Here is a 24,746-nt window from a genome sequence, read left to right on the forward strand (position 1 = left end):
TTGAAGAGTGGAAGAATTGAAGAATTGAAGAGTTGAAAAATTTGAGTAATTATAGTCTGAAGCAACATAACACATTTGGTATTGATGCCAAGTGTGCTCAGTTTGTCGAGTATAGCACAGAGGCTGAAGCTGTAGAGGTGGCCGAGCTGCTGCGTTCTGCACGCATACCTTATATAATAATAGGTGGTGGCAGCAATCTATTGTTGACCCGTGATTATGAGGGTATCGTAGTGCATTCCACCTGTAAGGGCATCAGTCGCACAGGAAACCGTCTGGTGTGCGGCAGTGGTGAAGTGTTCGACGATGTGGTGGCACAAAGCATCAGTATGGGCCTGTATGGGGCAGAGAATCTCTCGCTGATTCCTGGTGATGTGGGAGCGAGCGCTGTGCAGAATATCGGTGCTTACGGTGCTGAGGCTAAGGATTTGATTCGTAGTATCCGTGCTGTTGAGATAGCCACAGGAAATGTGTGCGTGATTGAGAATGCAGAATGCGAATATGGCTATCGCCAGAGCAAGTTTAAGCATGAATGGAAAAATCGGTATCTGATACTGAGTGTAGAATACGAATTCTCTGCAACGTTCGAGCCTCGTTTAGACTATGGTAATATCCGTGCAGAGCTGGAGAAGCAGGGCATAAGTGAGCCTACAGCTCAGCAGTTGCGCGACACGATTATAAGCATACGTGAGGCTAAACTGCCCGATCCAAAAGTACTGGGCAATGCTGGTAGCTTTTTTATGAACCCGATTGTGGCTCGAGAGAAATACAACGAACTGGCTGCTCTTTATGAAGGTATGCCACACTATGATATTGATGCCGACAACGTGAAGATTCCTGCAGGTTGGATGATCGACCAGTGTGGCTGGAAGGGTAAATCGTTGGGGCGTGCCGGTGTGCACGATAAGCAGGCGTTGGTGCTGGTGAACCGCGGTGGTGCCACCGGTCAGGAGATCGTGGCGCTGTGCCAGCAGATTCAAACCGACGTGAAAGCTAAGTTTGGTGTAGATATTTATCCGGAGGTAAACGTGATATGAAACTGACGTTTTTAGGAACAGGCACTTCGTGCGGCGTGCCAGTGATAGGTTGCCAGTGTAAGGTTTGTACGAGCACCAATCCCAAGGATAAACGTACGCGCTGTTCGGTGCTGGTGGAGACCGATACCACACGCATCCTGATTGACTGCGGTCCTGACTTCCGTCAACAGATATTACCACAGCCTTTCCGTAAAATCGATGGCATCCTGATAACCCACTCGCATTACGATCATATGGGCGGTATGGATGATATTCGGCCATACTGTCAGTTTGGAGCTATCAACGTGTATGCTGATGCGCTGGCCAAACAGGGTATGCTGCAAATGCTGCCATACTGTTTTGCTGATAACCGCTATCCGGGTGTGCCTGCAATAGGGCTGCATGAGATTGAGCCACACAAGCCTTTGCAGATTGGTGATATGGAGGTGATGCCCATCCAGGTGATGCATGGCAAACTGCCTATTCTGGGATATAGAATTGGAAAGCTGACATATATCACCGACATGAAGACCATCGATGATGGTGAATTGTCTTATCTAGAGGGTACCGAGTTGTTGGTGGTCAATGCTTTGCGATTTGATAAGCCTCACCACTCGCATCAACTCATGGACGATGCCATAGCCTTTGCGCGTAGGGTGGGGGCCAAGCAAACGCTGATTATCCATGTGTGTCATGATGTGGGATTGCATGACGAGGTGAACAGACTATTGCCTGAAGGCATAAATCTGGCCTACGACGGACAAGAAATATATCTGTAATTATGTAAAATGCATACGGGATTCCCTTAAAATTGGTTAATTTGTGATGATATTTTTGGGAATGTTTTGCAAGTGACGAAAAAAATCGTAACTTTGCATCGTGTGTTTTTCATAGTATTAGATTTAAGGTTAACAAAGGTTTGGGTCACAGCGGTGACCCTTTTTTTATTATAACCAGCGTTTGCGCTTACCTTTTCCGAACAGAAAACCGTAGCCCTTAAAGAGCTTCCTGACCAGCAGAAATGCATCGAACGCTATAAAGCCATTGCTTACCAAACTGGCAATATAATCGCCCTTAGAAGTTTCGTCACGCTTGAGGAACGTCTGGCTCCAAAGCGAAGCTACCTTTTCTTCATCACGCTGGATCTCTTCGAGCAGAGCATCCTTGCGCTCAACAATTTCATCGAGCGTACTAAAACTATTTGATGTCTTTTTGTTCTGCATAGTCGTTATTTACTGAGCAACAAACCGGACAGGAATCTCACGAGGGGCTTCTCAATCCATGGTTTGCGGAAGATGATAAACAAGATGAATAACAGCAGATAGAGCAGTGATACAATAAGGAATGCCAAGGCCGTGCCTGTAAACGTTGCCAGCCATAAAGCAATAGCAAACGACAGGTAAGTGAGGCATGCCGCTATCACCAGAATGAACACGATAGCCAAGGCGGCTGCCGTAACCAGGCGCACCACCTTGTCTATCATCGCGAGCTTTACGTATTCCGTTTGTAACCCGAGATAGTGTTTTAGCACCTCTATCAGCTGTGCTATGTTCTCTACATTCTTATCGCTAGACAGCATGGGTTATTCCTCCTCAGCAGCTGCGTCCTGAATGTCGTCAACAAGATCGACTACCTCCTTGCGGCTCAGCTTGATGTTGTGCTTCTTCAGGAAATCCTCTACAGCATCGGTAATCTTTACACGAGTGTCTTTTCCTTTTTCTGGGGCTACCAATATACCTACCACTGCGCCAGCGATGGCTCCGCCAAGAATAGCGCCTACATAACCTAATCCTTTCATAATATAAATCCTTTCTAAATTAATAATGAATAAAAACTTATTTGACTGCAAATATACGAAAGTTTTCTGGTTGTAATGCAAAAATCAGCCAAATTTTTAATAAAAAAGTTGTGTTTTCTCTGATTTAACAAACTTTATGTTGTGTTTTGGCTCGCTTTTGAGTAATAATTAGTAATTTCGCACACAAAATATTGAATCAATAATTGAATTAGAAAATAAAAATTAGGAAAAATGAAGAAGTACACCGTATTATGCGCAGGTTTGTGCCTGGCACTGGCAATGACAAGTTGTAAGACTAATGAGAGTGCCTATAAGAAGGCTTACGAGAAGGCTAAGCAGTATGACACTGCTCAGCAGCAGGCTGCTCAGCCCGTGGTTGAGACTGCTCCTGTTGTAGCCCCTGTAGAGGCTAAGCCTGCCACAGAGACTCAGGTGGTTGATAATCTCGACAATGTTTCTGTACGCCAGGAGAGTGTATCGCTCATCAGCGGTAGCGGATTGAAGGCTTTCAGTGTTGTTGTTGGTTCATTCGGTGTTCGTGCTAATGCTGAAGGACTGATGCAGCGCCTGAAGAATGCTGGCTACGATGCTCAGGTGGTAAAGAACAACGAGAAGAATATGTATCGCGTAATCGCTTCTACCTTCGCTGATAAGGCTGCAGCTGCTGCCAGCCGCGATCAGATTCGTGCATCTTATCCTGATGCTTGGTTGCTGTATAACGCTCGTTAATTAGCAACGTTGGCTAGGATACTATCAATAGATTACGGTAAAAAACGTACCGGTTTAGCAGTCACCGATCCTCTGCAGATTATTGCTGGGGGATTGGCGACTGTTGCTACATCGGAGCTGTTTGACTATCTGAAAGCTTATCTGGCGCGTGAACAGGTGGAACTGATAGTGATTGGAGAACCGCGACAGCCTAATGGAGAGCCTAGTGAGAATCTGGCTCGTGTGCAGCAGTTCGTTAACCGCTGGCGTAAGGCTATGCCGCAGGTGCCAATACAGTATTATGATGAACGTTTTACGTCGGTGCTGGCGCATCAGGCTATGCTTGATGGAGGACTGAAGAAGAAGGCCCGACAGAACAAAGGACTAGTGGACGAAATATCGGCGACAATCATTCTCGAGGATTATCTTCGCAGTCGCAAATAATTATCAATTTTCAATTTATTATGATATTACCTATTTATATATTCGGTCAGCCTGTGCTTCGCAAGGTGGCTGAGGATATTACACCCGATTACCCACAGTTGAAAGATCTGATTGGGGATATGTGGGAGACATTGGCAGAGTCGGAAGGTATCGGACTGGCTGCGCCTCAGATTGGCAAGCCCATCCGACTGGTGGTTATCGACCTGGATGTGATTTCAGAAGATCTGCCTGAATACAAGGGGTTTAGAAAGGTGTTTATCAATGCTCATATCGTGGAGTATGATGAAACAAATACTGATGTGTCGGAGGAGGGCTGTCTGTCTATTCCTGCCATCCACGAGAAGGTGACACGTCCTACACGTATCCATGTAGAGTGGGATGACGAGAACTTTGAGCACCACGACGAGTGGATCGAAGGTTATCTGGCTCGTGTGATGCAGCATGAGTTCGACCACCTCGACGGAAAGATGTTTGTGGATCGTATCTCGCCTCTCCGCAAGCAGCTTATTAAGAGTAAGTTGCGCGCTCTGACACAGGGACGCTTCCGTTGTGGCTACAAGACCAAAGTAGTAAGACGTTGAACATTGATGATTGACCATTGGCCATTATGAATAGTAAGTTCTTGAGATGGATATTGCTCTCGTTGGTACTGCAATGTTCAATGTTCAATGTTCAATGTTCAAGGTGTTTAGCGCAGTTTAATACTGATCGCTTGGTGATGATAGGACGTTCGGCACTCTATTATGAGGATTACGTTCTGTCTATACAGTATTTTAATCAGGCTATCAGCATGAAACCATGGCTCTATGAGCCTTGGTTTTTTCGTGGTGTAGCCAAGTTCTATCTGGATGATTTCCGTGGAGCCGAAAGTGACTGTACGGAGGCTATTGAGCGAAATCCTTATGTGGTGAATGCCTATGAACTGCGTGGCTTGTGCCGAATAAATCAGAAAAAGTATAGCGATGCTGTGCGCGATTATGATCGTGCACTGCGCTACGATCCTGATAATCAGGCACTCTGGCATAACCGAGTGCTCTGTTTGATTCAGGATAAAAACTATGATCTGGCGTTGGCGCAGATTGACACGATGGAAACACGATGGTCGAAGTATGCGCGAGCTTATTCGATGCAGGCTGAGATATATCTGTTGCAGAAAGATACTACCAAGGCTGTCAAGGCGCTTGATAAGAGTCTGGAACTTGACCCATACGACGGTGGTATCTGGGCAGAGAGGGCTGTCATCAGTCTGTCGCGCCAGAAGTGGAAGGAGGGCGAGGAGTTTCTGAGTAAGAGTATTCACTTGCTGCCGAAACATGCTGGCAACTATATCAATCGTGCGATGGCTCGATTCAACCAGAACAACCTGCGTGGGGCGATGGCCGACTATGACACAGCGCTCGATTTGGACCCGAACAACTTCTTAGGGCATTATAACCGCGGACTGCTGCGTGCTCAGGTGGGTGATGACAACCGAGGTATAGAGGATTTTGACTTTGTACTGAAACTGGAACCGGATAACCTGATGGCGCTCTTCAACCGTGCCTTGCTCCTGGAACAAACAGGTAATCTGAGGGCGGCTATCCGCGACTATTCGAAAGTGATTGAGGAATATCCCAACTTCTGGTTCGGATTGCAGCATCGTGCTTCGTGCTATCGCCGACTGGGTAACACCAAGCAGGCTGAACTGGATGAGTTCCGCATCTTGAAGGCGCAGATGGATAAGCGCTACGGTAAGCAGCCACGACTCTCGAAAAAGCAGATGCGTAAGCGTAGCGATATTGATCCCGACAAATATAACCAGTTGGTTGTGGCAGATGAGCAGGAGGTGGAGCACGAGTATAAGAGCGATTATCGCGGTAGAGTGCAGAACCGTAAGGCTCAGGTGAACATGCTGCCGATGTATGGTCTGACGTTTGTGCAGCCACAGAATGAAGTGAAGGTAGAGAATGCTTTCGAGAACAGCGTGGATGCCTTTAATCAGGCGTCGGGCTCACATACCGTTTATCTCTCTTGCGAACAGCGTACACTGAGTGAGAGCAGAATGAAGCAGACCTTCGCTTATATCGACTCGCTGAGTAATCAGATAGATAAATCGAAGACTACGACCAAAGTGGCACCATTGCTATTGCTGCGTGCTATCGCCTATGGTTCTATCCAGAACTTCGATAATGCTATCGACGACCTGAGCATCTGCTTGCAGATAGATTCAACTTCGTCGCTGGCTTATTGGCAGCGTGCCGTTTGTCAGGCCAAGATCAATGAGTTTAATGCCTCTGAGGGCACCAACATCGATCTGAAGTCGGCCAATGTGCTGGGCGACCTGTCGGATGCCATCAGACTGGCACCGCAGAATGCATACCTATATTATAATAGAGGTAACCTTTATGCTTTGCGTCATGACTACCAGCGGGCTATAGCCGACTACTCGATAGCGCTAAAACTGAATCAGGATCTGGCCGAAGCTTGGTTTAACCGCGGACTGGCAAAAATCAATGCCAAGCACGTGGATGAAGGTATCGAAGATTTGTCGAAAGCAGGCGAATTAGGACTCTATCAGGCCTATAGTGTTATCAAAAAGTATCGCGACAAGTAATTTTTTTCGATAAAGATGCATCGGTTTGGAATAAAAACACTATCTTTGCAGGCAATTTAAAAATTCAAACATATATTGTAGATATGATGATTAACATTACATTCCCAGACGGATCTGTTCGCTCGTATGAGCAGGGCGTAACTGGTTTCCAGATTGCAGAGAGCATTTCACCGGCTCTCGCACGCAGTGTTGTAAGCTGTGGAGTAAACGGTGAGACAGTAGAGCTGAACCGTCCTATCAATGAGGACGCTACCATCGCGCTCTACAAGTTTGATGACGAGCAGGGTAAGCATACCTTCTGGCACACATCGGCCCACTTGCTGGCTGAGGCACTGCAGGAGTTGTATCCTGGCATTCAGTTCGGTTTCGGACCTGCTGTCGAGAATGGTTTCTTCTATGATGTACTGCTGAAGGACGGCGAGAGCATCAAGGAGAGCGATTTCCCGAAAATTGAGGCTAAGATGAAGGAACTGGCTGGTAAGAAAGAGCCTGTTGTGCGTCGTGAGGTTTCAAAGGCTGATGCCCTGAAGCAGTTTGCTGAGTGGGGACAGACCTATAAGTGCGAGCACATTGAACAGGATCTTGAAGACGGTTCTATCACTACCTATACCCAGGGTAATTTCACCGACCTCTGCCGTGGTCCACACCTTGTGGATACTGGCGAGATCAAAGCTGTTAAGCTCACCTCTGTAGCCGGTGCTTTCTGGCGTGGAGATGCTAATCGCGAGCAGATGCAGCGTTTGTATGGTATCTCATTCCCAAAGAAAAAGATGCTCGACGAGTATCTGGAGATGCTGGAAGAGGCTAAGAAGCGCGACCATCGTAAGATTGGAAAAGAGATGGAACTCTTTATGTTCTCAGACAAGGTAGGTAAGGGTCTGCCCATCTGGTTGCCAAAGGGTACTGAACTCCGTCTGCGCCTGCAGGATCACCTGCGTAAGGTGCAGAAGCGTTTCGGCTATCAGGAGGTTATCACACCGCATATCGGTTCAAAGAATCTCTACGTTACCTCTGGTCACTATGCACACTATGGCAAGGATTCATTCCAGCCTATCCATACACCTGAGGAGGATGAAGAGTATATGCTGAAGCCAATGAACTGTCCTCACCACTGCGAAATCTTCGCTTGGAAGCCACGTTCATACCGCGACCTGCCACTGCGTATTGCTGAGTTCGGTACTGTTTACCGTTATGAGCAGAGTGGTGAGCTGCATGGACTTACTCGTGTGCGTTCGTTCACACAGGATGATGCACACTTGTTCTGCCGTCCTGATCAGGTTAAGCAGGAGTTCCTCAATGTTATGGATATTATCGGTATTGTGCTGACAGCCTTCGGATTTAACTTCGAGGCTCAGATTTCTCTGCGCGATCCTAACGACCATGATAAGTATGTAGGTACTGATGAGGACTGGGCTCTGGCTGAGAAGGCTATTGTTGAGGCTTGTCAGGAGAAGGGCCTGCCTGCAAAGGTAGAATATGGCGAGGCTGCTTTCTATGGTCCTAAGCTCGACTTTATGATTAAGGATGCTATCGGTCGCCGTTGGCAGCTGGGTACTATCCAGGTGGACTACAACCTGCCTAAGCGCTTTAATCTGGAATATACCGATGAGGATAACCAGAAGAAGACACCTGTGATGATTCACCGTGCACCATTCGGTTCAATGGAGCGCTTCTGTGCCGTTCTGATTGAGCACACCAGCGGTCACTTCCCATTGTGGCTGACTCCTGACCAGGTGGCTATCCTGCCTCTGTCAGAGAAGTATAACGGCTATGCTCAGGAGGTTGCCAAGAAGTTTGATATGGGTGGCGTTCGCGCTACAGTGGATATGCGTAACGAGAAACTGGGACGTAAGATCCGTGACAACGAGTTGAAGCGTATTCCTTATATGGTTATCGTAGGTGAGAAGGAGGCTGCTGAGGGTACAGTTGCCGTTCGTCCACAGGGTGGTGGCGAGCAGAGCGTGAAGACCATTCAGGAGTTTATCGATGAGGTTAACGCCCGTGTTGCTGAGATGACCAAAGACTTCTAAAGTTAAATATTTATAATTTTTTTCAAATAGTTAATAGCACGAAGCTCAAAGTTCAAAGAAAATTAGTAATTTTGCAGCCGATTTCTTAAAAAGTAGTTAATGAAGAATGACAAATTGAAGAATCAGTACCGTATCAACGAACAGATTCGAGTACGTGAAGTCCGCATCGTAGGCGACGAAGGTTCGTCTGTAATGTCTACGCGTGATGCGCTCAATCAGGCCCGTGACATGGGGGTTGACCTCGTGGAGATATCGCCCAATGCCAATCCGCCAGTATGTCGTCTCATCGACTACTCCAAATTCCTCTACCAGCAGAAAAAGCGTCAGAAGGAAATGAAGGCCAAGCAGGTAAAGGTTGAGGTGAAGGAAATCAGATTCGGACCTCAGACCGATGAGCATGACTATCAGTTCAAGCTGAAGCACGCTCGCGAGTTCCTCGAGGAGGGCAACAAGGTACGTGCATACGTATTCTTCCGTGGCCGCTCTATCCTGTTTAAAGAGCAGGGAGAGGTATTGCTGCTCCGTTTTGCTAACGACCTCGAAGAGGTAGGAAAGGTTGAGGGCATGCCATCACTCGAAGGCAAGAAGATGTTCCTCTATCTGGCTCCAAAGAAGGCCGGTTCTGCCAAGAAAAGCCAGCAGGCACGTGACCGCGAGGCGGCTCAGGCCGAAGCTAAGGAGTTGGCAAAGCAGCAGAAAGAGGAGACTGCAGAGAATGAGACCCCAGCAAACGGCGGGCTCTTTGCTAATGCTAAAATCAGCGCTGATGCACTGAAAAAGCTGCAGAACACTGAGGAGGATTAAAGAATAAAAAGAAGGTGGCGCGCCCGGTATATGCGTAGCTGCTTGATATTAATAACAATTTAAATTTTTAAAACAATGCCAAAAGTAAAGACAAACTCTGGTGCTAAGAAGAGATTCTCATTCACCGGAACAGGTAAGGTAAAGAGACGTCATGCCTTCCACAGTCACATTCTGACAAAGAAGACCAAGAAGCAGAAGCGCAACTTGGTAGGTACAACTATCGTTGATCCTAGCAACATGAAGCAGGTTCGTGATCTGTTGTGTCTCCGTTAAACCTATTGTCTAACATTTTAAAGAAGTAAGAATTATGCCAAGATCAGTAAATCACGTTGCATCAAGAGCAAAGCGTAAGAGAATTTTGAAGCTTACCCGCGGTTACTTCGGTGCCCGCAAGAATGTTTGGACAGTAGCAAAGAACACATGGGAGAAGGGTTTGACCTACGCCTATCGTGATCGTCGTAACAAGAAGCGTAACTTCCGCAGCCTGTGGATTCAGCGTATCAACGCTGCCGCTCGTCAGGAGGGTATGAGCTACTCTGTCCTCATGGGTAACCTCGCTAAGGCAGGTATCGAGATCAACCGTAAGGTGCTCGCTGACCTCGCTATGAACAACCCCGAGGCTTTCAAGGCCATCGTAGAGAAGGTTAAGTAATTTAAACGACTTTACCAAGTCTTAAAATAAAACCCTCGCCAGTCGGCGAGGGTTTTACTTTTTATCTGCAGTAGTTTAACTAGTCTCTGATGTTAAACAAGTGGACAAAGCCGGTTGTCTTGAATACATCGTACACTTGGGGTTGTAATCCGTCAACATACATCTGGCAGTGATTGATCCATCCTTGCTGGGCTATGTGCATGAGAATGCGCAGACCGCTCGATGAGATATACTCGAGTTGTCTGCAATCTATCACAATTTCTGTTTCGAAGTAATCAAACAGTGGCTTGATCTCTCTTTCTACAGCTTGTGTCACAGAGGTATCAAGTCTGCCGATCAATGTCAGCGTTACTTGTTGCTCGCCTGTTTTGTCTATTTTTAATTCCATATCTTAAATTGTTCTCTTTGTTACATGATTATAATTGCTTTTGCATCACCAGCACGTTCTCATCTCCTTTGCGTTCGTAGCTGATATGGTCCATATAGTGGCGCATCAGATGTATGCCTAAACCGCCTTCTATGCGCTGCTCTGCTTGTTGCTCTACATCAACCTCTTCCACCAGTGTGGCGTCAAAGGGCATGCCTTTATCACGCAGTGTAAAGGTCAGCGTATGTTCGTCTGCCTCTACCTGCAACAGAATGTGACTTGGCTGACGGTCGGGGTAGGCGTATTTCATCACGTTTACCACTGCTTCTTCAACTGCCAGCGTTGTGAATGATGTCGTTGTGTCGTCTAAATGATGATCCTGACAGATGGTTTTCACAAAATCAGTCAGTTCCATCACCTCCTCAAAATCGTTACTCAATGTAAGACTGCGACGGTAGGTGTTAGCTGCTGACTGCCCCATGAATCTGATGGCAAGCAGCGAAATATCGTCGGATTGTGGTGTGTCGCCAACAAAGCTCTGTGCCGTCTCATAATGCTGGTGGGCAAACTGGCGCGCATCCAGATGCAGGTCGGCCAGACGGTTGGATCTGTTACGAATTCTTTCGCGACCGAAGTGCTCGTGGTTAGCTGTTTCTGCCTCAGTATAACCGTCGGTGTAAAGGAGCAGTATCTCATTGTTGTCCATGAGAACTTGCTGCTCTGTGTATTCCCAATCAGGACGTAAACCTAATGGTACGTTGTTGTCAACATATATGAAGCGGGCGAGTGAACGTACCAGCAGTGGGGGCTCATGGCCGGCGTTGGTGTAGGTCAGTTGGCCTGTCTGCAAGTCGAGTACTCCCAGGAAAAGGGTCACAAACATAAACGAATCGTTGCTTTCGCATAGCGTTTTGTTCATGCGCTTTACAATGGTTTGTGGTGATGAGTGCAGCATGGCTTCGCACCGGAAGAGCGATATCGCCTCGGCCATCATCAGTGATGCTGGCACGCCCTTTCCACTCACATCGCCTATACAGAAGAACAACTTCTCATCGTTCAGCAGAAAATCATATAAGTCGCCACCAACTTCCTTGGCAGTAACTATTTCGCCAAAAATATCTATATCACTGCGGTCGGGGTAGGGAGGATACTTCTTGGGGAGCATCTGCTGCTGAATATGACTGGCAATCTTAAGCTCCTGCTCGATAGCGGCCTTTTGGGCTGATGTGTTTCTCAACTTGTCGATATTCTTGATGAGCGTGCGACTCAATAAGAATATGATTACCAATCCGAATAGCATCACAGCCATGATAATAGTGCCCAACATGTTGCCTTGATGGTTTATGATAGCTTCGGGTACTGCTATCACTACTGTCCAGTCGGCATATTTTACATACGAATAGAATAAGACGGAGCTCACACCATTGTTGTTTGTCAGGCCACTACCGCTTTGACGGTCCATCATCAAGTGAGCCAGATTGTCATCTGCTGGGTCGGGGGTGCTAGCAGCTACTTCCTGGAAGGTCTTTTTCAGTACACGACTTTCGTCAGGATGTATCAGATAGGTACCGTCGTTGTCGATGATAAAACTGTATGACTGTTCCTTGAATCCCTTCTCAAAACGCTCGTGGTTTTGTTGGTCAATGCGCTTGTGGCGTTGGCGCAGCCATTCCAGTGATACATCGGCTCCCAGCAATCCTGCTTGGCGACCAAGTTGGTTGTGTATCGGCGTCAGGTATGTGGTTGTGAGTTGTTGCGATGCTGCACGGTCAATGTAGGGAGGTGTCCAATCGCCCTTCTGGTTATCGAGTGATGCCTGGAGCCAAGAGTGTGTGAGATAATCGGGATGCTGCTCGTTCATCTGCTTACTCCTGATGGTTCCTGTAGAATCGCGCCATGCATAAATTTCAAAGTAATGTCCGCGCTCTGGATAGAAATCAGGCTCAAAGATGAGTCGGCAACTTGACATATAGTTGTTTAGCCTCACCATCTTTTCCAGATGCTTCTGTAGCTTGTCTGGACTATCCAGGTCGTTCTCTATAAGGCTGACATTATTGATAGCCGCTACATATACATCTGAAAGTACACCGCGAATCTTTTCATTTGCGTGGAGTATAATACCTTCATAGCGTGATTCTACCTCTTGGGCACTGGAATTACGGGTGATAATTAATACAATAGTCATGATGGTACCCCACATAATCAGGAGTACCGTCATGATAATCAGGCTCAGTCTGTAGGCCGAAGTTTTCTTCATGTATGTTTAGTCGATATATGCCATGATGAAATCAACAATTTCATCCTCTGTTTTGCCATCAGCTGTGATGACGAGGTCATAATTACGGGTGTCATAGCGTGAGGTCTTAGCGTATTCATTCACATAGTTCTCGCGCATCTTATCTACCATGTCTATCGTTTTCCTGGCTTCCTGCTCGCTGATGTGTTTTTTGCGCATGATGCGTTCCAAACGGAATGGCATAGAGGCCTGAATAAGAATACTCAAATGGTTGGGATGTGTGCGGAATACATGGAAACCTAAGCGGCCGGCAATCACGCATGACTCGTTCTCAGCAATACCAGCCAGAATTTCCTTCTCAGCCTGGTACATATCGAAACTGGTTGGTTCAAAAGGTTTGTCGCCAGGAACAGCGAGTCCATAGTTGGCTGTGGCGGCCTGACCGTTACTCTCAAAGAGGGTACGCTTAAGCTCTGCCCACCAGCCGTGGCTACGGCCTTTCAGCTTCTCGATTTCATCTACACTGAGGTTGTATCTTGTCTCTAAGCTATTGATGAGTGCTTTGTCGTAATATTCGACACCTAACTTCTCTGCCAATTTGCGACCAACGGTACGTCCGCCGCTACCTAATTCACGATTAATCGTGATGACGAATTTCTGGTTTCTTTTCATATTGGTATGTTGTTATAATGTAATATTGCGACAAAGATACGTTTTTTCATCGAGAAAAACAAATAATTCACTTTTTTTTATATTTTTATTTTATTAAACGCCTTTCATTGATAGAGAAATACGCTGGCGGCGGTGGTCAACCTCTGTCACACGAACCATCACGTGTTGGTGTAGTTTTACAACGTCGAGCGGATGGGCGATGCGACGGTTGGCCATCTGTGAGATATGAACAAGTCCGTCGTGGTGCACGCCAATATCAACAAAAGCACCAAAATTAGTGATGTTGGTAACAATGCCTGGCAGCACCATACCTTCAACAAGGTCGTCGATGGTATTGACATTCTTGTCAAACTCGAATGCTTCAAGCTGTTCGCGTGGGTCGCGTCCAGGCTTCTCGAGTTCGGCCAGGATGTCAGTAAGTGTGGGCATACCAACTTCGGCTGTAACATAGTGTGAAAGCTGGATGGCTGCTCGTTTGTCCTTGTCGTGGATGAGGTCGGCAACAGAGCAACTCTGATCCTTGGCCATCTGCTCTACAATGGGATAACTCTCTGGATGTACTGCAGAATTGTCGAGCGGATTTTTGCCGTTTCGAATACGCAGGAAACCTGCACATTGCTGGAAGGCAGAAGGGCCTAGGCGTGGCACCTTTAGTAGTTGATTGCGAGAGGTGAAAGCGCCATGCTCGCGACGATAATCCACAATATTCTTGGCAAGTGTAGCTCCCAGACCACTCACATACATGAGCAGATGTTGTGAGGCTGTGTTGAGATCCACACCCACGGAGTTTACGCAGCTTTCCACCGTCTGGTCGAGCGAGTGCTTGAGTTTGCTTTGGTCAACATCATGCTGATATTGACCTACACCGATGCTTTTAGGGTCAATCTTTACCAGTTCGGCCAGTGGGTCCATTAATCGGCGACCGATACTCACGGCACCTCGCACGGTGACATCCTCATCAGGAAATTCGTCGCGGGCAATCTTTGACGCCGAATAGACAGAGGCACCTGCTTCGCTGACTACGAATACCTGAGGTGTAGAGTCAGAATGACTTGTTTTTCCGTTTTTGTCGGAAATATTGTATCTACCAGCCAACACATCTTTCACGAAAGCGTCGGTTTCGCGACTGGCAGTGCCGTTGCCTATTGAAATAGCCTCAATCTGATATTTGGCAATGAGTTTCAGAAGGATGACAGCTGCTTCGGTGCGCTTGTTGATTGGTGGGTGGGGCATGATGACATCGTGGTGCAGCAGATTGCCCTGAGCATCGAGACATACCACCTTGCAACCGGTGCGGAATCCAGGATCGATGCCCATCACGCGTTTCTGACCCAGCGGAGCGCCCAGTAGTAGCTGGCGCAGGTTCTCGGCAAATACACGGATAGCTTCTTCGTCGGCTTTCTCTTTGCTGAATGTGGCAAACTCTGTTTCGATGGCGGGCTTGAGCAGGCGCTTATAACCATCGTCAATAGCCTCGCTCACCAGTCTGCCGCACGCTGTATTGCCATATACATAATGTCGCTTCAAACGGTCGCACGCCTCTGTGTCATCAGGCGAGATGCTGATTCGCAGTATGCCCTCCTGCTCACCTCTCCGCATGGCCAGCAAACGGTGACTGGAGCAGCGTTTCAGTGGCTCGCTCCATTCAAAGTAATCGCTATATTTGGCAGCTTCGTCGGTGTCGGCCTTGGCTTTTACTACTTTTGAAGTGATGATGGCCTGTCGCTGAAAAACATTGCGCAGTTGTTGGCGTGAACGCTCGTCTTCACTCACCGTCTCAGCAATAATGTCTTGAGCTCCCTTGATAGCTTCTTCGGCGGTTGGCACCTTGTCTCCTACATAGCGTGAGGCGGCACTCTCAGGATCGCGTTCACGCTGAAGCATGATAATCTGAGCCAGTGGTTCCAGACCTTGTTCACGAGCCACCTGGGCACGGGTGCGACGTTTGGGTTTATAGGGCAAGTAGATATCTTCAAGCTCAGTGGCATCCCAGCATTGGTCGATACGTTCCTTCAACTGAGGGGTGAGCTTGTTAAGATCCTGGATGGTCTTGACGACTGTTTCTTTGCGTTTCTGTATGTCAATCAATTTCTCGTACCGATCGCTGATGGCGGCAATCTTTACCTCGTCGAGCCCTCCTGTGCGTTCCTTACGGTAACGAGCTATGAATGGTATGGTGCAACCCTCTTGCAGCAAAGCAAGTGTATTGGCTACTGATTTCTCGCTGATGCCCAGCTGTGTAGCAATAAGACAGGAAAAAATGTTCTTTTGCATAAATATAAGTAGTAATTTCGTTAATTTGTGTGCAAAAATAGTAATAAATCGTGAGAAATGTGTAATTTTGCACATCGAAAATGAAAAGATTAATGAGAAAAAGGATAATTTGCGCGTTTGTGCTGCTGTGGTGCGCCATTTGTAGCATCAATGCTCAGGAAACAGCAAACAGCCGACAAGCCCGCCGAATCTTTAATAGTGCTTACCAACAAGTGTTTGGTGAACAGGGTGCAACACTTAGCTACGATGTGAATATCACTGGTATTTATAAAACTCATGGAACCATCTGGTACAAAGGTAAGAAAAGTAAGTTTGACGAAGCTCGAATGACCTCATGGAATGATGGTAAAACGGTGTACACCTTTAAAAAGAAAAAGCGTGAGATTGAGATTCATACGGCAAAAAACAACAAAAGCGATAAGTATTCGCAGAAATTTAAGTTTGAGCCAGAGAATTATGACTATAGTATAGCTGAGGCCGACAAAGGGCTGATGGTGACGCTAAAGTTGATAAAAGGGCGTAAAGGTATGAAAGAGATACATGCACTCTTGGACCGCAAAACCTATCACCCGATAAGTGTGCGTATCAAGATTGCCTTTATCTGGACAACGATAAAAATAAGTAACTTCCAGTCGGGTGGCATTACTGATGAGATGCTGCTTTTCCCAAGGGAGCAATTTAAGAATTATAGATTTGTAGATAAACGATGATATCAGTAGAAGGACTGAGAGTAGAGTTTGGTATCAAGCCTTTGTTTGATGGGGCTAGTTTTGTGATTAACGATAAGGATCGCATTGCTCTTGTGGGTAAGAATGGTGCAGGAAAGAGTACCATGCTCAAGATTCTGTGTGGGCTGCAGAAGCCTACTGCAGGAAATGTGAGCGTGCCTAACGATACAAAGATAGGCTATCTGCCCCAGGTGATGATTCTGCAAGACGATACAACCGTGCGCGAGGAGGCACAGAAGGCTTTTGCCGATAATACCCGCATGAAGGAACGGTTGGAACAGATGAATCAGGAACTGGCCGAACGTACCGACTATGAGAGTGAGAGCTATCTGGCGCTGATTGAGAAATATACCACTGCCCATGAGCGCTATATGATGATGGGGGCTGAGAATTATGAGGCTGAGATAGAACGTACACTGACCGGTTTGGGATTTGAACGTAGCGACTTTGAGCGTCCTACTTCCGAGTTCTCTGGTGGTTGGCGTATGCGTATCGAATTGGCCAAGATTCTGCTGCAGAAACCAGATGTGTTGCTGCTCGACGAGCCTACCAACCACCTGGATATCGAATCTATTCAGTGGCTGGAGCAGTTCCTGGCGCAAAGCTCAAGTGCTGTGGTGCTGGTAAGTCATGACCGTGCCTTTATTAATAATGTGTCAAATCGTACCCTTGAAATCTCTTGTGGTAAGGTGATTGACTATAAAGTGAAGTACGACGAGTATGTGGTGCTTCGCAAAGAACGTCGTGAGCAACAGTTAAGGGCTTACGAGAACCAACAAAAGGAAGTTGCTGAGATGAAGGCGTTTATCGAACGCTTCAGATACCAGGCTACAAAGGCAGTTCAGGTTCAGCAGAAGGTGAAACAACTTGAGAAGATTGTACCTATCGAGATTGATGAGGTTGACAATTCTGCCATGCACCTGAAGTTCCCACCTTGCTTGCGAAGCGGTGATTATCCTGTGATATGTGATGAAGTTCGGAAGGACTATGGTGAACATACCGTCTTTGATCATGTGACGCTGACCATTAAGCGTGGTGAGAAAGTGGCTTTTGTGGGTAAAAACGGTGAAGGAAAATCTACACTCGTGAAGTGTATCATGGGTGAGATTCCATATACAGGCGAACTGAAGGTGGGACATAACATCCAGATAGGCTATTTTGCCCAGAACCAGGCACAGTTGCTTGATGAGAATCTCACTGTGTTCCAGACCATCGACAATGTAGCTAAGGGCGAAGTGCGATTGCGCATTAACGATATCCTGGGAGCCTTTATGTTTGGAGGTGAGGAGAGTGATAAGAAGGTGAAGGTGCTGAGTGGTGGCGAGCGCAGTAGATTGGCTATGATCCGCTTGCTGTTGGAACCTGTCAACCTGCTGATTCTCGACGAGCCCACCAACCACCTGGATATGCCTTCTAAAGATGTGTTGAAGGAAGCCATCAAAGCTTTTGATGGTACGGCTATCATCGTGAGTCACGACCGTGAATTCTTGGATGGTTTGGTCACCAAAGTATATGAGTTTGGTGGTGGTAAGGTGCGCGAGCATTTGGGCGGTATCTACGATTTCTTAAGATCCAAGAAGATAACAGAACTGAATGAACTGGGGCGTGATAATTCTCAGCGTGGAAATAATAAATTCCCAGTGAAGGAACAGAATGTTTCCAACGTAGCAGCAAATAGCGCGCAGAAAGAAATTCCGCAGGAGACCTTGGTAAAAGCGCTGAGTTATGCCGAGCGCAAGGAACAGCAGAAGCGTGTCAATCGTGTACAGAAAGCCGTGAAGCAGTCGGAAGAAAAGATTGAGAAACTGGAACAGCGCTTGAACGAGCTCAATGAACTGCTGATGCAGCCTGAGAATGCATCTGACATGGTGATGGTGAATGAGTACACCAACATCAAGGCCGAACTTGATGCTGAAGTGGAGCGCTGGGAGAAAGCAAGCGAGGAATTAGAATCATTAATGCAATAATAAACAAAAAACGATGAAAAGATTTCTAACAATGATGACAATGGCATCTGTTTCAATGATGATGATGGCTCAGACTGAGCTTGGTTCAGGCTTGAACGAGGCCGATTTCAACAAGAATGTTCGTCCAGGCGACGACTTCTATGAGTATGCTTGTGGTGGTTGGATGAAGAACAACCCACTGCCAGCAGCCTATTCTCGCTATGGTAGTTTCGACCGTTTGCAGGAAGAGAACGACAAGCGTATCAATGGTATTCTGAAAGAACTTCAGAGCAATACCTATGCAAAGGGTACTATCGAGCAGAAACTGAGTGATCTCTACAAGTTGGCGATGGACTCTACACGCCGTAACAAGGAAGGTGTAGCACCATTGATGCCACTGATTAAGCGTCTGGAGGCTGCTAAGACCAATAAGCAGCTGCTGGCTATCCAACTGGAGATGGCTCCTTATGGTGAACAGGAGTTCTTCTATGCTGGTTTTGGTGCCGATGAGAAGAATGCTGCTCAGAATATTCTGAGTATCTACCAGGGCGGACTCTCACTCGGTCAGAAGGAGTACTATCTGGATAACGATAAGGCTACAGCCGATATCCGTGAGGCATTTAAGAAGCACGTGGTGAAGATGTTCCAGCTCTTGGGCTTCAGCAAGAGCGCTGCTACCAAGAAGATGCAGAACATCATGAAGGTTGAGACTGCCCTGGCCAAGGTGAGCAAGAGTCGTACAGAGCTCCGCGATCCAGAGGCTAACTATAATAAGATGACTCTGAAGGAGTTTGAGACTAAGTATCCTAACCTGCCATTGGTTAAGGTGATGAATGCTCAGGGTATTGATACTAAGTACCTGCAGGAGATGGTTGTAGGACAGCCTGACTTCCTTGCTGGTGCCAACAAACTGGTTGGTAGCATCAAGCCTGCTGAGTATCGCGACGTGATGGAGTGGGGCTTTATCAGCGGCGCCGCCAACTATCTGAACGATGCTACAGCAGCCGAGAGCTTCGACTTCAATGGTAAGGTTCGTTCTGGACGTAAGGAGAACTTCCCTCTGTGGAAGCGTAGCACCAGTCAGGTGGAGCGTGTGATGGGTGAGGCTCTTGGTAAAATTTACGCCGAGAAGTACTTCCCTGAGGCTGCTAAGCAGCGTATGCTCACACTGATCAAGAACCTGCAGATTGCCCTCGGCGAGCGTATTGCCGCTCAGAGCTGGATGGACGATTCTACAAAGGTGAATGCTCTGCTGAAGCTGAACACATTCTATGTGAAAGTAGGCTATCCTGATAAGTGGACTGATATCTCTGCACTTGAGATTGATCCTACGAAATCTTATTACGATAATATGCAGGCATGCGCTAAGTTCTGGAATGCTTGGAATATTGAGCATACTGTAGGAAAGCCTGTGGATCGTGATGATTGGCATATGACTCCACAGACAGTAAACGCCTATTATAATCCAACCACCAATGAGATCTGTTTCCCTGCAGGAATCCTACAGTATCCTTTCTTTGACATGACTGCTGATGATGCCTTTAACTATGGTGCCATTGGTGTGGTGATTGGTCATGAGATGACACATGGATTCGACGACCAGGGTCGCCAGTTTGATAAAGATGGAAATATGCATGACTGGTGGAAAGAAGCAGATGGAAAGAACTTTACAGCTCGTACTGACAAATATGCTGATTTCTTTAGTGCCATCAACGTGCTGCCCGACCTGAAGGGTAACGGTCGACTGACACTGGGTGAGAACCTGGCCGACCACGGTGGTCTGCAGGTGGCTTGGGCTGCTTATAAGAATGCTACCAAGCGCAATCCTCTCGGTGAGAAGAATGGACTGACAGCTGATCAGCGCTTCTTCCACGCTTATGCTGGCGTGTGGGCTGCTAATATTACAGAAGCAGAGATTCGTAACCGCACTAAGAGCGATCCTCACTCACTGGGTCGTTGGCGTGTAAACGGTGCTCTGCCACATATTGATGCATGGTACGAGGCCTTTGGCGTGAAAGAGGGCGATAAAATGTTTATCCCCAAGCAGGAACGCCTTGAATTGTGGTAATCTATATCAAAAAATATGTTTTTTGCCGTCGTAAATGTAAATTTACGGCGGTTTTTTTTGTTTAATTCGTTTTTTTAATTAACTTTGCACCTAGCTTAAGTTAAAATTCCAACAACGATGAACGATATTACACAAAACCCCGATCGAGTAAATAGAAGCGCAGAGCCTCTCTATCGCGAGCATTCTGTGCAACAACCCCAATATCAGCAAGCCATGCAGACCAATGCTGCTAATGGCATACAATGTCCCCATTGCGGTGCGCTTAATGAGCCAGAGGCTCTTTTCTGTGCATCGTGCGGTGAACCTATCGGACAGGCTACCTGTCCCTATTGCGGCGCAGCTGTCGATGCAGATGCCGATTTCTGCGAAAGCTGTCGTCATTATATTCGAAAAGACGTATGCTCGTTCTGCGGAGCTTATCTGAATGGAGCCGAGTCTTATTGTCCAGAATGCGGTAGTCCCGTGGGCGGTATCGTTTGTCCTGTTTGCCGAACCCTTAATGATTTCTCGTTCTGCAAACAGTGTGGTACAGCCCTTACAGAAGAGGCCCGTATGCTAAAAGAGAAAGTGATGCAGATGCCAGAATATCAGCAGATGCAGAAACTGGCCGAAGAGATTCAGCAACTGGATCTTCAGATTCCTTATGTGACCGAGCAGGATAAAGAGCGCGATCGCAGAAGTCAGGAGTTGCGCCAGCGAGTACTGATGCTGTTGGCTCAGGATCGTGGCATGGATCGTGTAGATGCCAACTTGGCCGATCATAAAGTGATGAGCAAGGATGAGCACGACAAGAAGAAGCAAGAGCGCATGGAGATGCTGTCGAGATTGCTCGATCAGATGGCTCAGGTGCCTCAACCCAAGCCAGCACAGGTGCGCAATTATGCGATGGCTTGTAAGCCTCAGGGCGTGCGTCTGGCTTGGCAGTGCAACTTCAAGCATGCGCTCCACTCAAGTCCATGTGGTTGTGCCAAACCACAGATGGGCGGAAAATGGATTATTCTTGGCAAGGGTACTAGAAAAGAAATTAAAGACGATATCTAATGAGTACGGTTAGAACTCCACAGAATAGTGTTACTGAAAACGAAGAGGTGAACGTAGATAAAACCGTGCGAGCCACCAACTTCGATGCAGTACCGATGACTCCTCCAAAAGAAGAGAAGCCAAAACCGCTTGATGGCACTATCCGTATTGATATGCCTAAAGCAAATGTTGTGGCAAAACAAGCAGCTCCATCGGCGAAGCCTTTGGATGGTACAGTGCGTGCGCCCGGCATCAATCAGCCGATAGCACCGAAGCCGGCTGCCAGGCCTTTGGACGGTACAGTGCGTGCACCCGGCATCAATCAGCCGATAGCACCGAAGCCGGCTGCCAGGCCTTTGGACGGTACAGTGCGTGCACCCGGCATCAATCAGCCGATAGCACCGAAGCCGGCTGCTCCGGCGCCAAGTCGTACAACTCGTGGGGCTCAACCTCAACCTCAGCGTCCGTCAGCCCCTCGTCCCAATGTCAACATCTCTATTATATCATCTGTTGATAATGAGGATAGAGCAAAGAAACTTAAACAACAGCGTAATGAGGTTGATGAGAATATCTTTGTATTGAAAGGGCACGACTATAAGCGCGTGTCGATCCTGAGCGAGAATACTGGCGAGGCCGAAGTATTCCTTGTTGAGCGTGATCATAAAGAATATGTGCTTAAGGTTTACTATCCTAATTTCGATGTGAACAGGAAAATACTGCAGACAGTATTGAACTTCGACTTCGAAATGGTAGTGAAGGTTTATGACTTTGGTAAGACCTATGTTGACGGCAAGCATCGCTATTATGAATTGATGGAATATCTGCGCGGTGGCTCGATGGCCGAATTCAAACTCGAAGGAGATATGGACAAGTTCCGTCGTATTGTCCTGCAGAGTGCGGCCGCCCTGGCATATTGCCATCAGCTGCGTATCCTTCACAAGGATATCAAACCAGGCAACTTCTTCTTCCGCGATAAGGATCATAACGAACTGGTGCTGGGTGATTTCGGTATCTCGAGCATGCTTGAGGAGGATGGTAAGGCACATAAGACCACCCAGGCCCGTACACCAATCTATGCAGCGCCTGAAATGTACGCAGATGTTATCGATGGTGTTGTAGAGATATCTCCAAAGGCTGATTACTATTCATTAGGTATCAGCTTGATGACACTCTGGCTCGGTGAGAGTCCGATGAGTACCAACGAGCGTGTGATGATGCGTCAGAAGAATGAGGGACGCATACCACGTATGAACGAGCTGCCTGAGCGTATCAAGTTGCTCGTGATGGGATTGACGGTAGTTAATCCTATCAACCGCTGGGGATACGAACAGGTGGAGCAATGGTTCCTGGGCGAGACGCCAAAAGTAGATCTCTCGTCGCCATTCCTGAAGTATCAGAGCTTTATTGTCGATCCAGAGCGCAACTTGGTTGCTGAAAATGTACACGAACTGATTCCAATGCTGCTGGCCAATGAGAAAGTGGCTATCGGCTATCTCTACAATGGACGTATTACCCAATGGTTGGATGCCTGCGGTAACAACAAACTGAGCACCATCGTAAGAGATATCATTTCTAAGCGCTATCCCATCGATCAGCGTGCAGGACTGATGGCATCGCTCTATGCCATGGAGCCCACCTATCCATATAAGGATATACGCGGTAGCTTGTGTGATGATATTCATGCCGTTTGTATCTCATTGCTGAGTAATCAGGATGAATATGCACTCACGCTGGGCAATCCTAACGACAATTTCTACCTCTATATAGAAACTCACACAAGTTGTGATATAGATCGTTTGCGTTCGTATTTTAAGAACGTGAACTACGCCAACAAGGATGAAGTCCGTGTGGCTATCATGAGAATCGTGCTTGAAGTGGATCCCGAGATACCATTCATGGTGAGGTATCCGTCAAACACGATTAATGAGATTGTGAGCATCTTTAGTCATGAAGATATTACTGAAGACGAGTGGCACAGTCTGACCGACGGACGTCTGCTTGCCTGGATGTATAGTCATGAAGACCAGATGGCATGTGAGAGTCTGCGCATCATGACGCAAGATCAGCCTTACTCTCAAAACCTGGCCTATAAGGTGCTTTATAACCTGAATCGCGAGGCAGCCTATGATCTGGATTCAGCCTTCACACCAACGCAGGTTGGTGAGTTGTTGAACGAACGCTTGCACAAGACACAAAATCTGAGTGAAAAGGAGTTCGAAGAGGTGATGAAGGATTTCATCGAACTGAATGGACGCTTTGCCTATTATGCACAGTTGCATGGTTGGACAGAGATGTACAACGAGCATCATCGTTGCTTCGACTTCAAGAGCGATGAGAATAAGGAGCGCTTAGGTGCCTACGATGCCAGAACAGCCGTTTACCGCTTCTGTCGCATACTGGGAGTTGTGCCTACCTACCAGATGCCTGATGGCATTGAATATGCCGATGGCCGTAATCTGCAGGTCAAGAAGATGCAGATATTCCGTAATGAGATCAGAAACGGCTCGATGGGGCAGTGGATGGCGGTATTCTATCATGAAGACCCAACTGCCGACTTTACACAGGAATACTCCTATGAGCATGCTATCGAAGACTGGTTGATGGCGATGGGTAAGATCGATCCATCACAGCGTTATTATAAGCGTTTCATCGATGCTCGAGACGAAACACAAAGACGTGTGACTCATGTGAAGGACAGCTGGCGCAGAGCCAAAGCCAAGGAGAATCTGTGGCGAATGATGTTCTATGGCTTGAGTGGCGTATGGTTGGTGTTTGTGCTCATCTTTGGAATCACCAATCCTGAATATATCCTGAGTCATACTTTTATCAGTATCGGTATGCCTTTGGGTGGAATGACGGGCCTGATTGTTGCTACACGCTCGTTCTTTAAGGGCTATGACTTCATGTTCTCATTCTTATGGGGATTGGTAGGTGCGTTTACGTGCTTTATACCTATTATTATATTAAAGTATATAGGTGCTTCGCATCCCACACTCTTTAACATTGCCATCATCGTTATAACGTTGATATATATGCTGGTTTGTCACCTCACAGATTTCCGTGGTGACGAGAAAGCCGATAGTCGATTGATTTCTGAGGTGCTTGAGAACGATGTTAAATCAACTCTGATAGAACCCTTGTTCTACACCTTCAAGGCAAGGTCGTATAAGTTCAAAGGTTCAAAATTTGGTTTGCTGAACGATGTCACCGATCAGGTTCGCTCTATCAGTGGCGAGAGTGTGCTGCACTACGTACTGTGGAGTCTGCTGATGCTGGTATTCGTATTGTCGTTTATCGTATTCAGTCCCAAAATGCTGAATATTGCCAATCCTAATAGTCATATGAAGGAGGCACCGTCAAGTATTATTAAGAAAATAGATAGAGACGCATAAT

General features: G+C 47.1%; 22 protein-coding genes. 15 read left to right on the plus strand and 7 right to left on the minus strand.

From position 1 onward, the window contains the following. Positions 1-32: 32 nt before the first annotated feature. Both murB and T360_RS0108460 read left to right on the plus strand, forming a co-directional pair. Positions 33-1,034: a UDP-N-acetylmuramate dehydrogenase gene (gene murB / locus T360_RS0108455; protein ID WP_028912390.1), complete on the plus strand. Its 1,002-nt coding sequence runs from the start codon at positions 33-35 to the stop codon at positions 1,032-1,034. Then, entirely contained in the window at positions 1,031-1,792 is a 762-nt protein-coding gene (locus T360_RS0108460) for an MBL fold metallo-hydrolase (protein ID WP_028912391.1), read from the plus strand. Before murB ends, T360_RS0108460 begins: the two co-directional genes overlap by 4 nt. 168 nt (positions 1,793-1,960) lie before the next feature. On the opposite strand, the gene T360_RS0108465 is transcribed toward T360_RS0108460, so the two are convergent. The 3 genes from T360_RS0108465 to T360_RS0108475 are packed head-to-tail and all read right to left on the minus strand — an operon-like array spanning position 1,961 to position 2,811. Then, positions 1,961-2,236 carry a hypothetical protein gene (locus T360_RS0108465; protein ID WP_036929215.1) on the minus strand — a complete coding sequence of 92 codons (276 nt, stop codon included), beginning with the start codon at positions 2,234-2,236 and terminating at the stop codon, positions 1,961-1,963. Positions 2,237-2,241: 5 nt separating this feature from the next. Next, positions 2,242-2,592, minus strand: a complete 351-nt coding sequence (locus T360_RS0108470; protein ID WP_028912393.1) for a hypothetical protein — start codon at positions 2,590-2,592, stop codon at positions 2,242-2,244. Positions 2,593-2,595: 3 nt separating this feature from the next. Beyond that, positions 2,596-2,811, minus strand: a complete 216-nt coding sequence (locus T360_RS0108475) for a YtxH domain-containing protein (protein ID WP_028912394.1) — start codon at positions 2,809-2,811, stop codon at positions 2,596-2,598. A 231-nt stretch (positions 2,812-3,042) separates the two neighbouring features. Between T360_RS0108475 and T360_RS0108480 the strand changes: the two genes are divergently transcribed. From T360_RS0108480 to rplT, 8 genes are all read left to right on the plus strand, one after another. Next, positions 3,043-3,540: an SPOR domain-containing protein gene (locus T360_RS0108480; protein WP_028912395.1), complete on the plus strand. Its 498-nt coding sequence runs from the start codon at positions 3,043-3,045 to the stop codon at positions 3,538-3,540. 9 nt (positions 3,541-3,549) lie between these two features. Continuing rightward, positions 3,550-3,963, plus strand: coding sequence for a Holliday junction resolvase RuvX (gene ruvX / locus T360_RS0108485; protein WP_028912396.1), 414 nt, complete (start codon positions 3,550-3,552; stop codon positions 3,961-3,963). A gap of 20 nt (positions 3,964-3,983) precedes the next feature. After that, on the plus strand, positions 3,984-4,544 hold the full coding sequence (def, locus tag T360_RS0108490) for a peptide deformylase (protein ID WP_028912397.1): 561 nt from the start codon (positions 3,984-3,986) through the stop codon (positions 4,542-4,544). A gap of 80 nt (positions 4,545-4,624) precedes the next feature. After that, positions 4,625-6,556: a tetratricopeptide repeat protein gene (locus tag T360_RS0108495; RefSeq protein ID WP_028912398.1), complete on the plus strand. Its 1,932-nt coding sequence runs from the start codon at positions 4,625-4,627 to the stop codon at positions 6,554-6,556. An 86-nt stretch (positions 6,557-6,642) separates the two neighbouring features. After that, complete coding sequence (thrS, locus tag T360_RS0108500) at positions 6,643-8,586, plus strand: threonine--tRNA ligase (protein WP_028912399.1); 1,944 nt, start codon at positions 6,643-6,645, stop codon at positions 8,584-8,586. 99 nt (positions 8,587-8,685) lie between these two features. Then, complete coding sequence (infC, locus tag T360_RS0108505) at positions 8,686-9,390, plus strand: translation initiation factor IF-3 (protein WP_028912400.1); 705 nt, start codon at positions 8,686-8,688, stop codon at positions 9,388-9,390. Between the two features lie 75 nt (positions 9,391-9,465). Next, the gene (gene rpmI, locus T360_RS0108510; RefSeq protein WP_013064185.1) at positions 9,466-9,663 is read left to right on the plus strand and encodes a 50S ribosomal protein L35; all 198 of its coding nucleotides are present in this window, start codon (positions 9,466-9,468) and stop codon (positions 9,661-9,663) included. A gap of 34 nt (positions 9,664-9,697) precedes the next feature. After that, entirely contained in the window at positions 9,698-10,042 is a 345-nt protein-coding gene (gene rplT, locus T360_RS0108515) for a 50S ribosomal protein L20 (RefSeq protein ID WP_013064385.1), read from the plus strand. Positions 10,043-10,121: 79 nt separating this feature from the next. On the opposite strand, the gene T360_RS0108520 is transcribed toward rplT, so the two are convergent. The 4 genes from T360_RS0108520 to T360_RS0108535 all read right to left on the minus strand — a co-directional run bounded on the left by T360_RS0108520 (position 10,122) and on the right by T360_RS0108535 (position 15,591). Continuing rightward, positions 10,122-10,430, minus strand: a complete 309-nt coding sequence (locus T360_RS0108520) for an STAS domain-containing protein (protein WP_028912401.1) — start codon at positions 10,428-10,430, stop codon at positions 10,122-10,124. A 28-nt stretch (positions 10,431-10,458) separates the two neighbouring features. Further along, on the minus strand, positions 10,459-12,666 hold the full coding sequence (locus T360_RS0108525) for a SpoIIE family protein phosphatase (RefSeq protein ID WP_028912402.1): 2,208 nt from the start codon (positions 12,664-12,666) through the stop codon (positions 10,459-10,461). Between the two features lie 6 nt (positions 12,667-12,672). Beyond that, positions 12,673-13,317 (minus strand): AAA family ATPase, encoded by a 645-nt coding sequence (locus T360_RS0108530; RefSeq protein ID WP_028912403.1) that lies wholly within the window; start codon positions 13,315-13,317, stop codon positions 12,673-12,675. Positions 13,318-13,410: 93 nt separating this feature from the next. Next, entirely contained in the window at positions 13,411-15,591 is a 2,181-nt protein-coding gene (locus T360_RS0108535) for a Tex family protein (RefSeq protein WP_028912404.1), read from the minus strand. A gap of 92 nt (positions 15,592-15,683) precedes the next feature. Here T360_RS0108535 and T360_RS0108540 point away from each other — a divergent pair, with 92 nt between their 5' ends. The 5 genes from T360_RS0108540 (at position 15,684) to T360_RS0108560 (ending at position 24,745) form a co-directional block, all read left to right on the plus strand. Further along, the gene (locus tag T360_RS0108540; RefSeq protein WP_028912405.1) at positions 15,684-16,301 is read left to right on the plus strand and encodes a LolA-like putative outer membrane lipoprotein chaperone; all 618 of its coding nucleotides are present in this window, start codon (positions 15,684-15,686) and stop codon (positions 16,299-16,301) included. Further along, entirely contained in the window at positions 16,298-18,286 is a 1,989-nt protein-coding gene (locus T360_RS0108545) for an ABC-F family ATP-binding cassette domain-containing protein (protein WP_028912406.1), read from the plus strand. The genes T360_RS0108540 and T360_RS0108545 overlap by 4 nt, the downstream gene beginning before the upstream one ends. Before the next feature lie 13 nt (positions 18,287-18,299). After that, complete coding sequence (locus tag T360_RS0108550) at positions 18,300-20,333, plus strand: M13 family metallopeptidase (protein ID WP_028912407.1); 2,034 nt, start codon at positions 18,300-18,302, stop codon at positions 20,331-20,333. 117 nt (positions 20,334-20,450) lie between these two features. Then, positions 20,451-21,374, plus strand: a complete 924-nt coding sequence (locus T360_RS0108555) for a zinc ribbon domain-containing protein (RefSeq protein ID WP_028912408.1) — start codon at positions 20,451-20,453, stop codon at positions 21,372-21,374. Next, on the plus strand, positions 21,374-24,745 hold the full coding sequence (locus T360_RS0108560; RefSeq protein WP_028912409.1) for a protein kinase: 3,372 nt from the start codon (positions 21,374-21,376) through the stop codon (positions 24,743-24,745). Before T360_RS0108555 ends, T360_RS0108560 begins: the two co-directional genes overlap by 1 nt. Position 24,746 lies beyond the last annotated feature (1 nt).

This window comes from Prevotella sp. MA2016, assembly GCF_000619825.1.
GTDB lineage: Bacteria > Bacteroidota > Bacteroidia > Bacteroidales > Bacteroidaceae > Prevotella.

What these genes read in the sequence shown, in the direction of transcription:
- T360_RS0108465 (WP_036929215.1), bottom strand. Translation starts at nt 2,236, where the DNA reads ATGCAGAACAAAAAGACATCAAATAGTTTTAGTACGCTCGATGAAATT.
- rplT (WP_013064385.1), top strand. Translation starts at nt 9,698, where the DNA reads ATGCCAAGATCAGTAAATCACGTTGCATCAAGAGCAAAGCGTAAGAGA.
- thrS (WP_028912399.1), top strand. Translation starts at nt 6,643, where the DNA reads ATGATTAACATTACATTCCCAGACGGATCTGTTCGCTCGTATGAGCAG.
- T360_RS0108495 (WP_028912398.1), top strand. Translation starts at nt 4,625, where the DNA reads ATGTTCAATGTTCAATGTTCAAGGTGTTTAGCGCAGTTTAATACTGAT.
- T360_RS0108460 (WP_028912391.1), top strand. Translation starts at nt 1,031, where the DNA reads ATGAAACTGACGTTTTTAGGAACAGGCACTTCGTGCGGCGTGCCAGTG.
- T360_RS0108535 (WP_028912404.1), bottom strand. Translation starts at nt 15,591, where the DNA reads ATGCAAAAGAACATTTTTTCCTGTCTTATTGCTACACAGCTGGGCATC.
- T360_RS0108540 (WP_028912405.1), top strand. Translation starts at nt 15,684, where the DNA reads ATGAGAAAAAGGATAATTTGCGCGTTTGTGCTGCTGTGGTGCGCCATT.
- T360_RS0108555 (WP_028912408.1), top strand. Translation starts at nt 20,451, where the DNA reads ATGAACGATATTACACAAAACCCCGATCGAGTAAATAGAAGCGCAGAG.
- T360_RS0108480 (WP_028912395.1), top strand. Translation starts at nt 3,043, where the DNA reads ATGAAGAAGTACACCGTATTATGCGCAGGTTTGTGCCTGGCACTGGCA.
- T360_RS0108470 (WP_028912393.1), bottom strand. Translation starts at nt 2,592, where the DNA reads ATGCTGTCTAGCGATAAGAATGTAGAGAACATAGCACAGCTGATAGAG.
- T360_RS0108560 (WP_028912409.1), top strand. Translation starts at nt 21,374, where the DNA reads ATGAGTACGGTTAGAACTCCACAGAATAGTGTTACTGAAAACGAAGAG.
- T360_RS0108530 (WP_028912403.1), bottom strand. Translation starts at nt 13,317, where the DNA reads ATGAAAAGAAACCAGAAATTCGTCATCACGATTAATCGTGAATTAGGT.
- T360_RS0108475 (WP_028912394.1), bottom strand. Translation starts at nt 2,811, where the DNA reads ATGAAAGGATTAGGTTATGTAGGCGCTATTCTTGGCGGAGCCATCGCT.
- T360_RS0108525 (WP_028912402.1), bottom strand. Translation starts at nt 12,666, where the DNA reads ATGAAGAAAACTTCGGCCTACAGACTGAGCCTGATTATCATGACGGTA.
- infC (WP_028912400.1), top strand. Translation starts at nt 8,686, where the DNA reads ATGAAGAATGACAAATTGAAGAATCAGTACCGTATCAACGAACAGATT.
- T360_RS0108550 (WP_028912407.1), top strand. Translation starts at nt 18,300, where the DNA reads ATGAAAAGATTTCTAACAATGATGACAATGGCATCTGTTTCAATGATG.
- rpmI (WP_013064185.1), top strand. Translation starts at nt 9,466, where the DNA reads ATGCCAAAAGTAAAGACAAACTCTGGTGCTAAGAAGAGATTCTCATTC.
- T360_RS0108545 (WP_028912406.1), top strand. Translation starts at nt 16,298, where the DNA reads ATGATATCAGTAGAAGGACTGAGAGTAGAGTTTGGTATCAAGCCTTTG.
- T360_RS0108520 (WP_028912401.1), bottom strand. Translation starts at nt 10,430, where the DNA reads ATGGAATTAAAAATAGACAAAACAGGCGAGCAACAAGTAACGCTGACA.
- def (WP_028912397.1), top strand. Translation starts at nt 3,984, where the DNA reads ATGATATTACCTATTTATATATTCGGTCAGCCTGTGCTTCGCAAGGTG.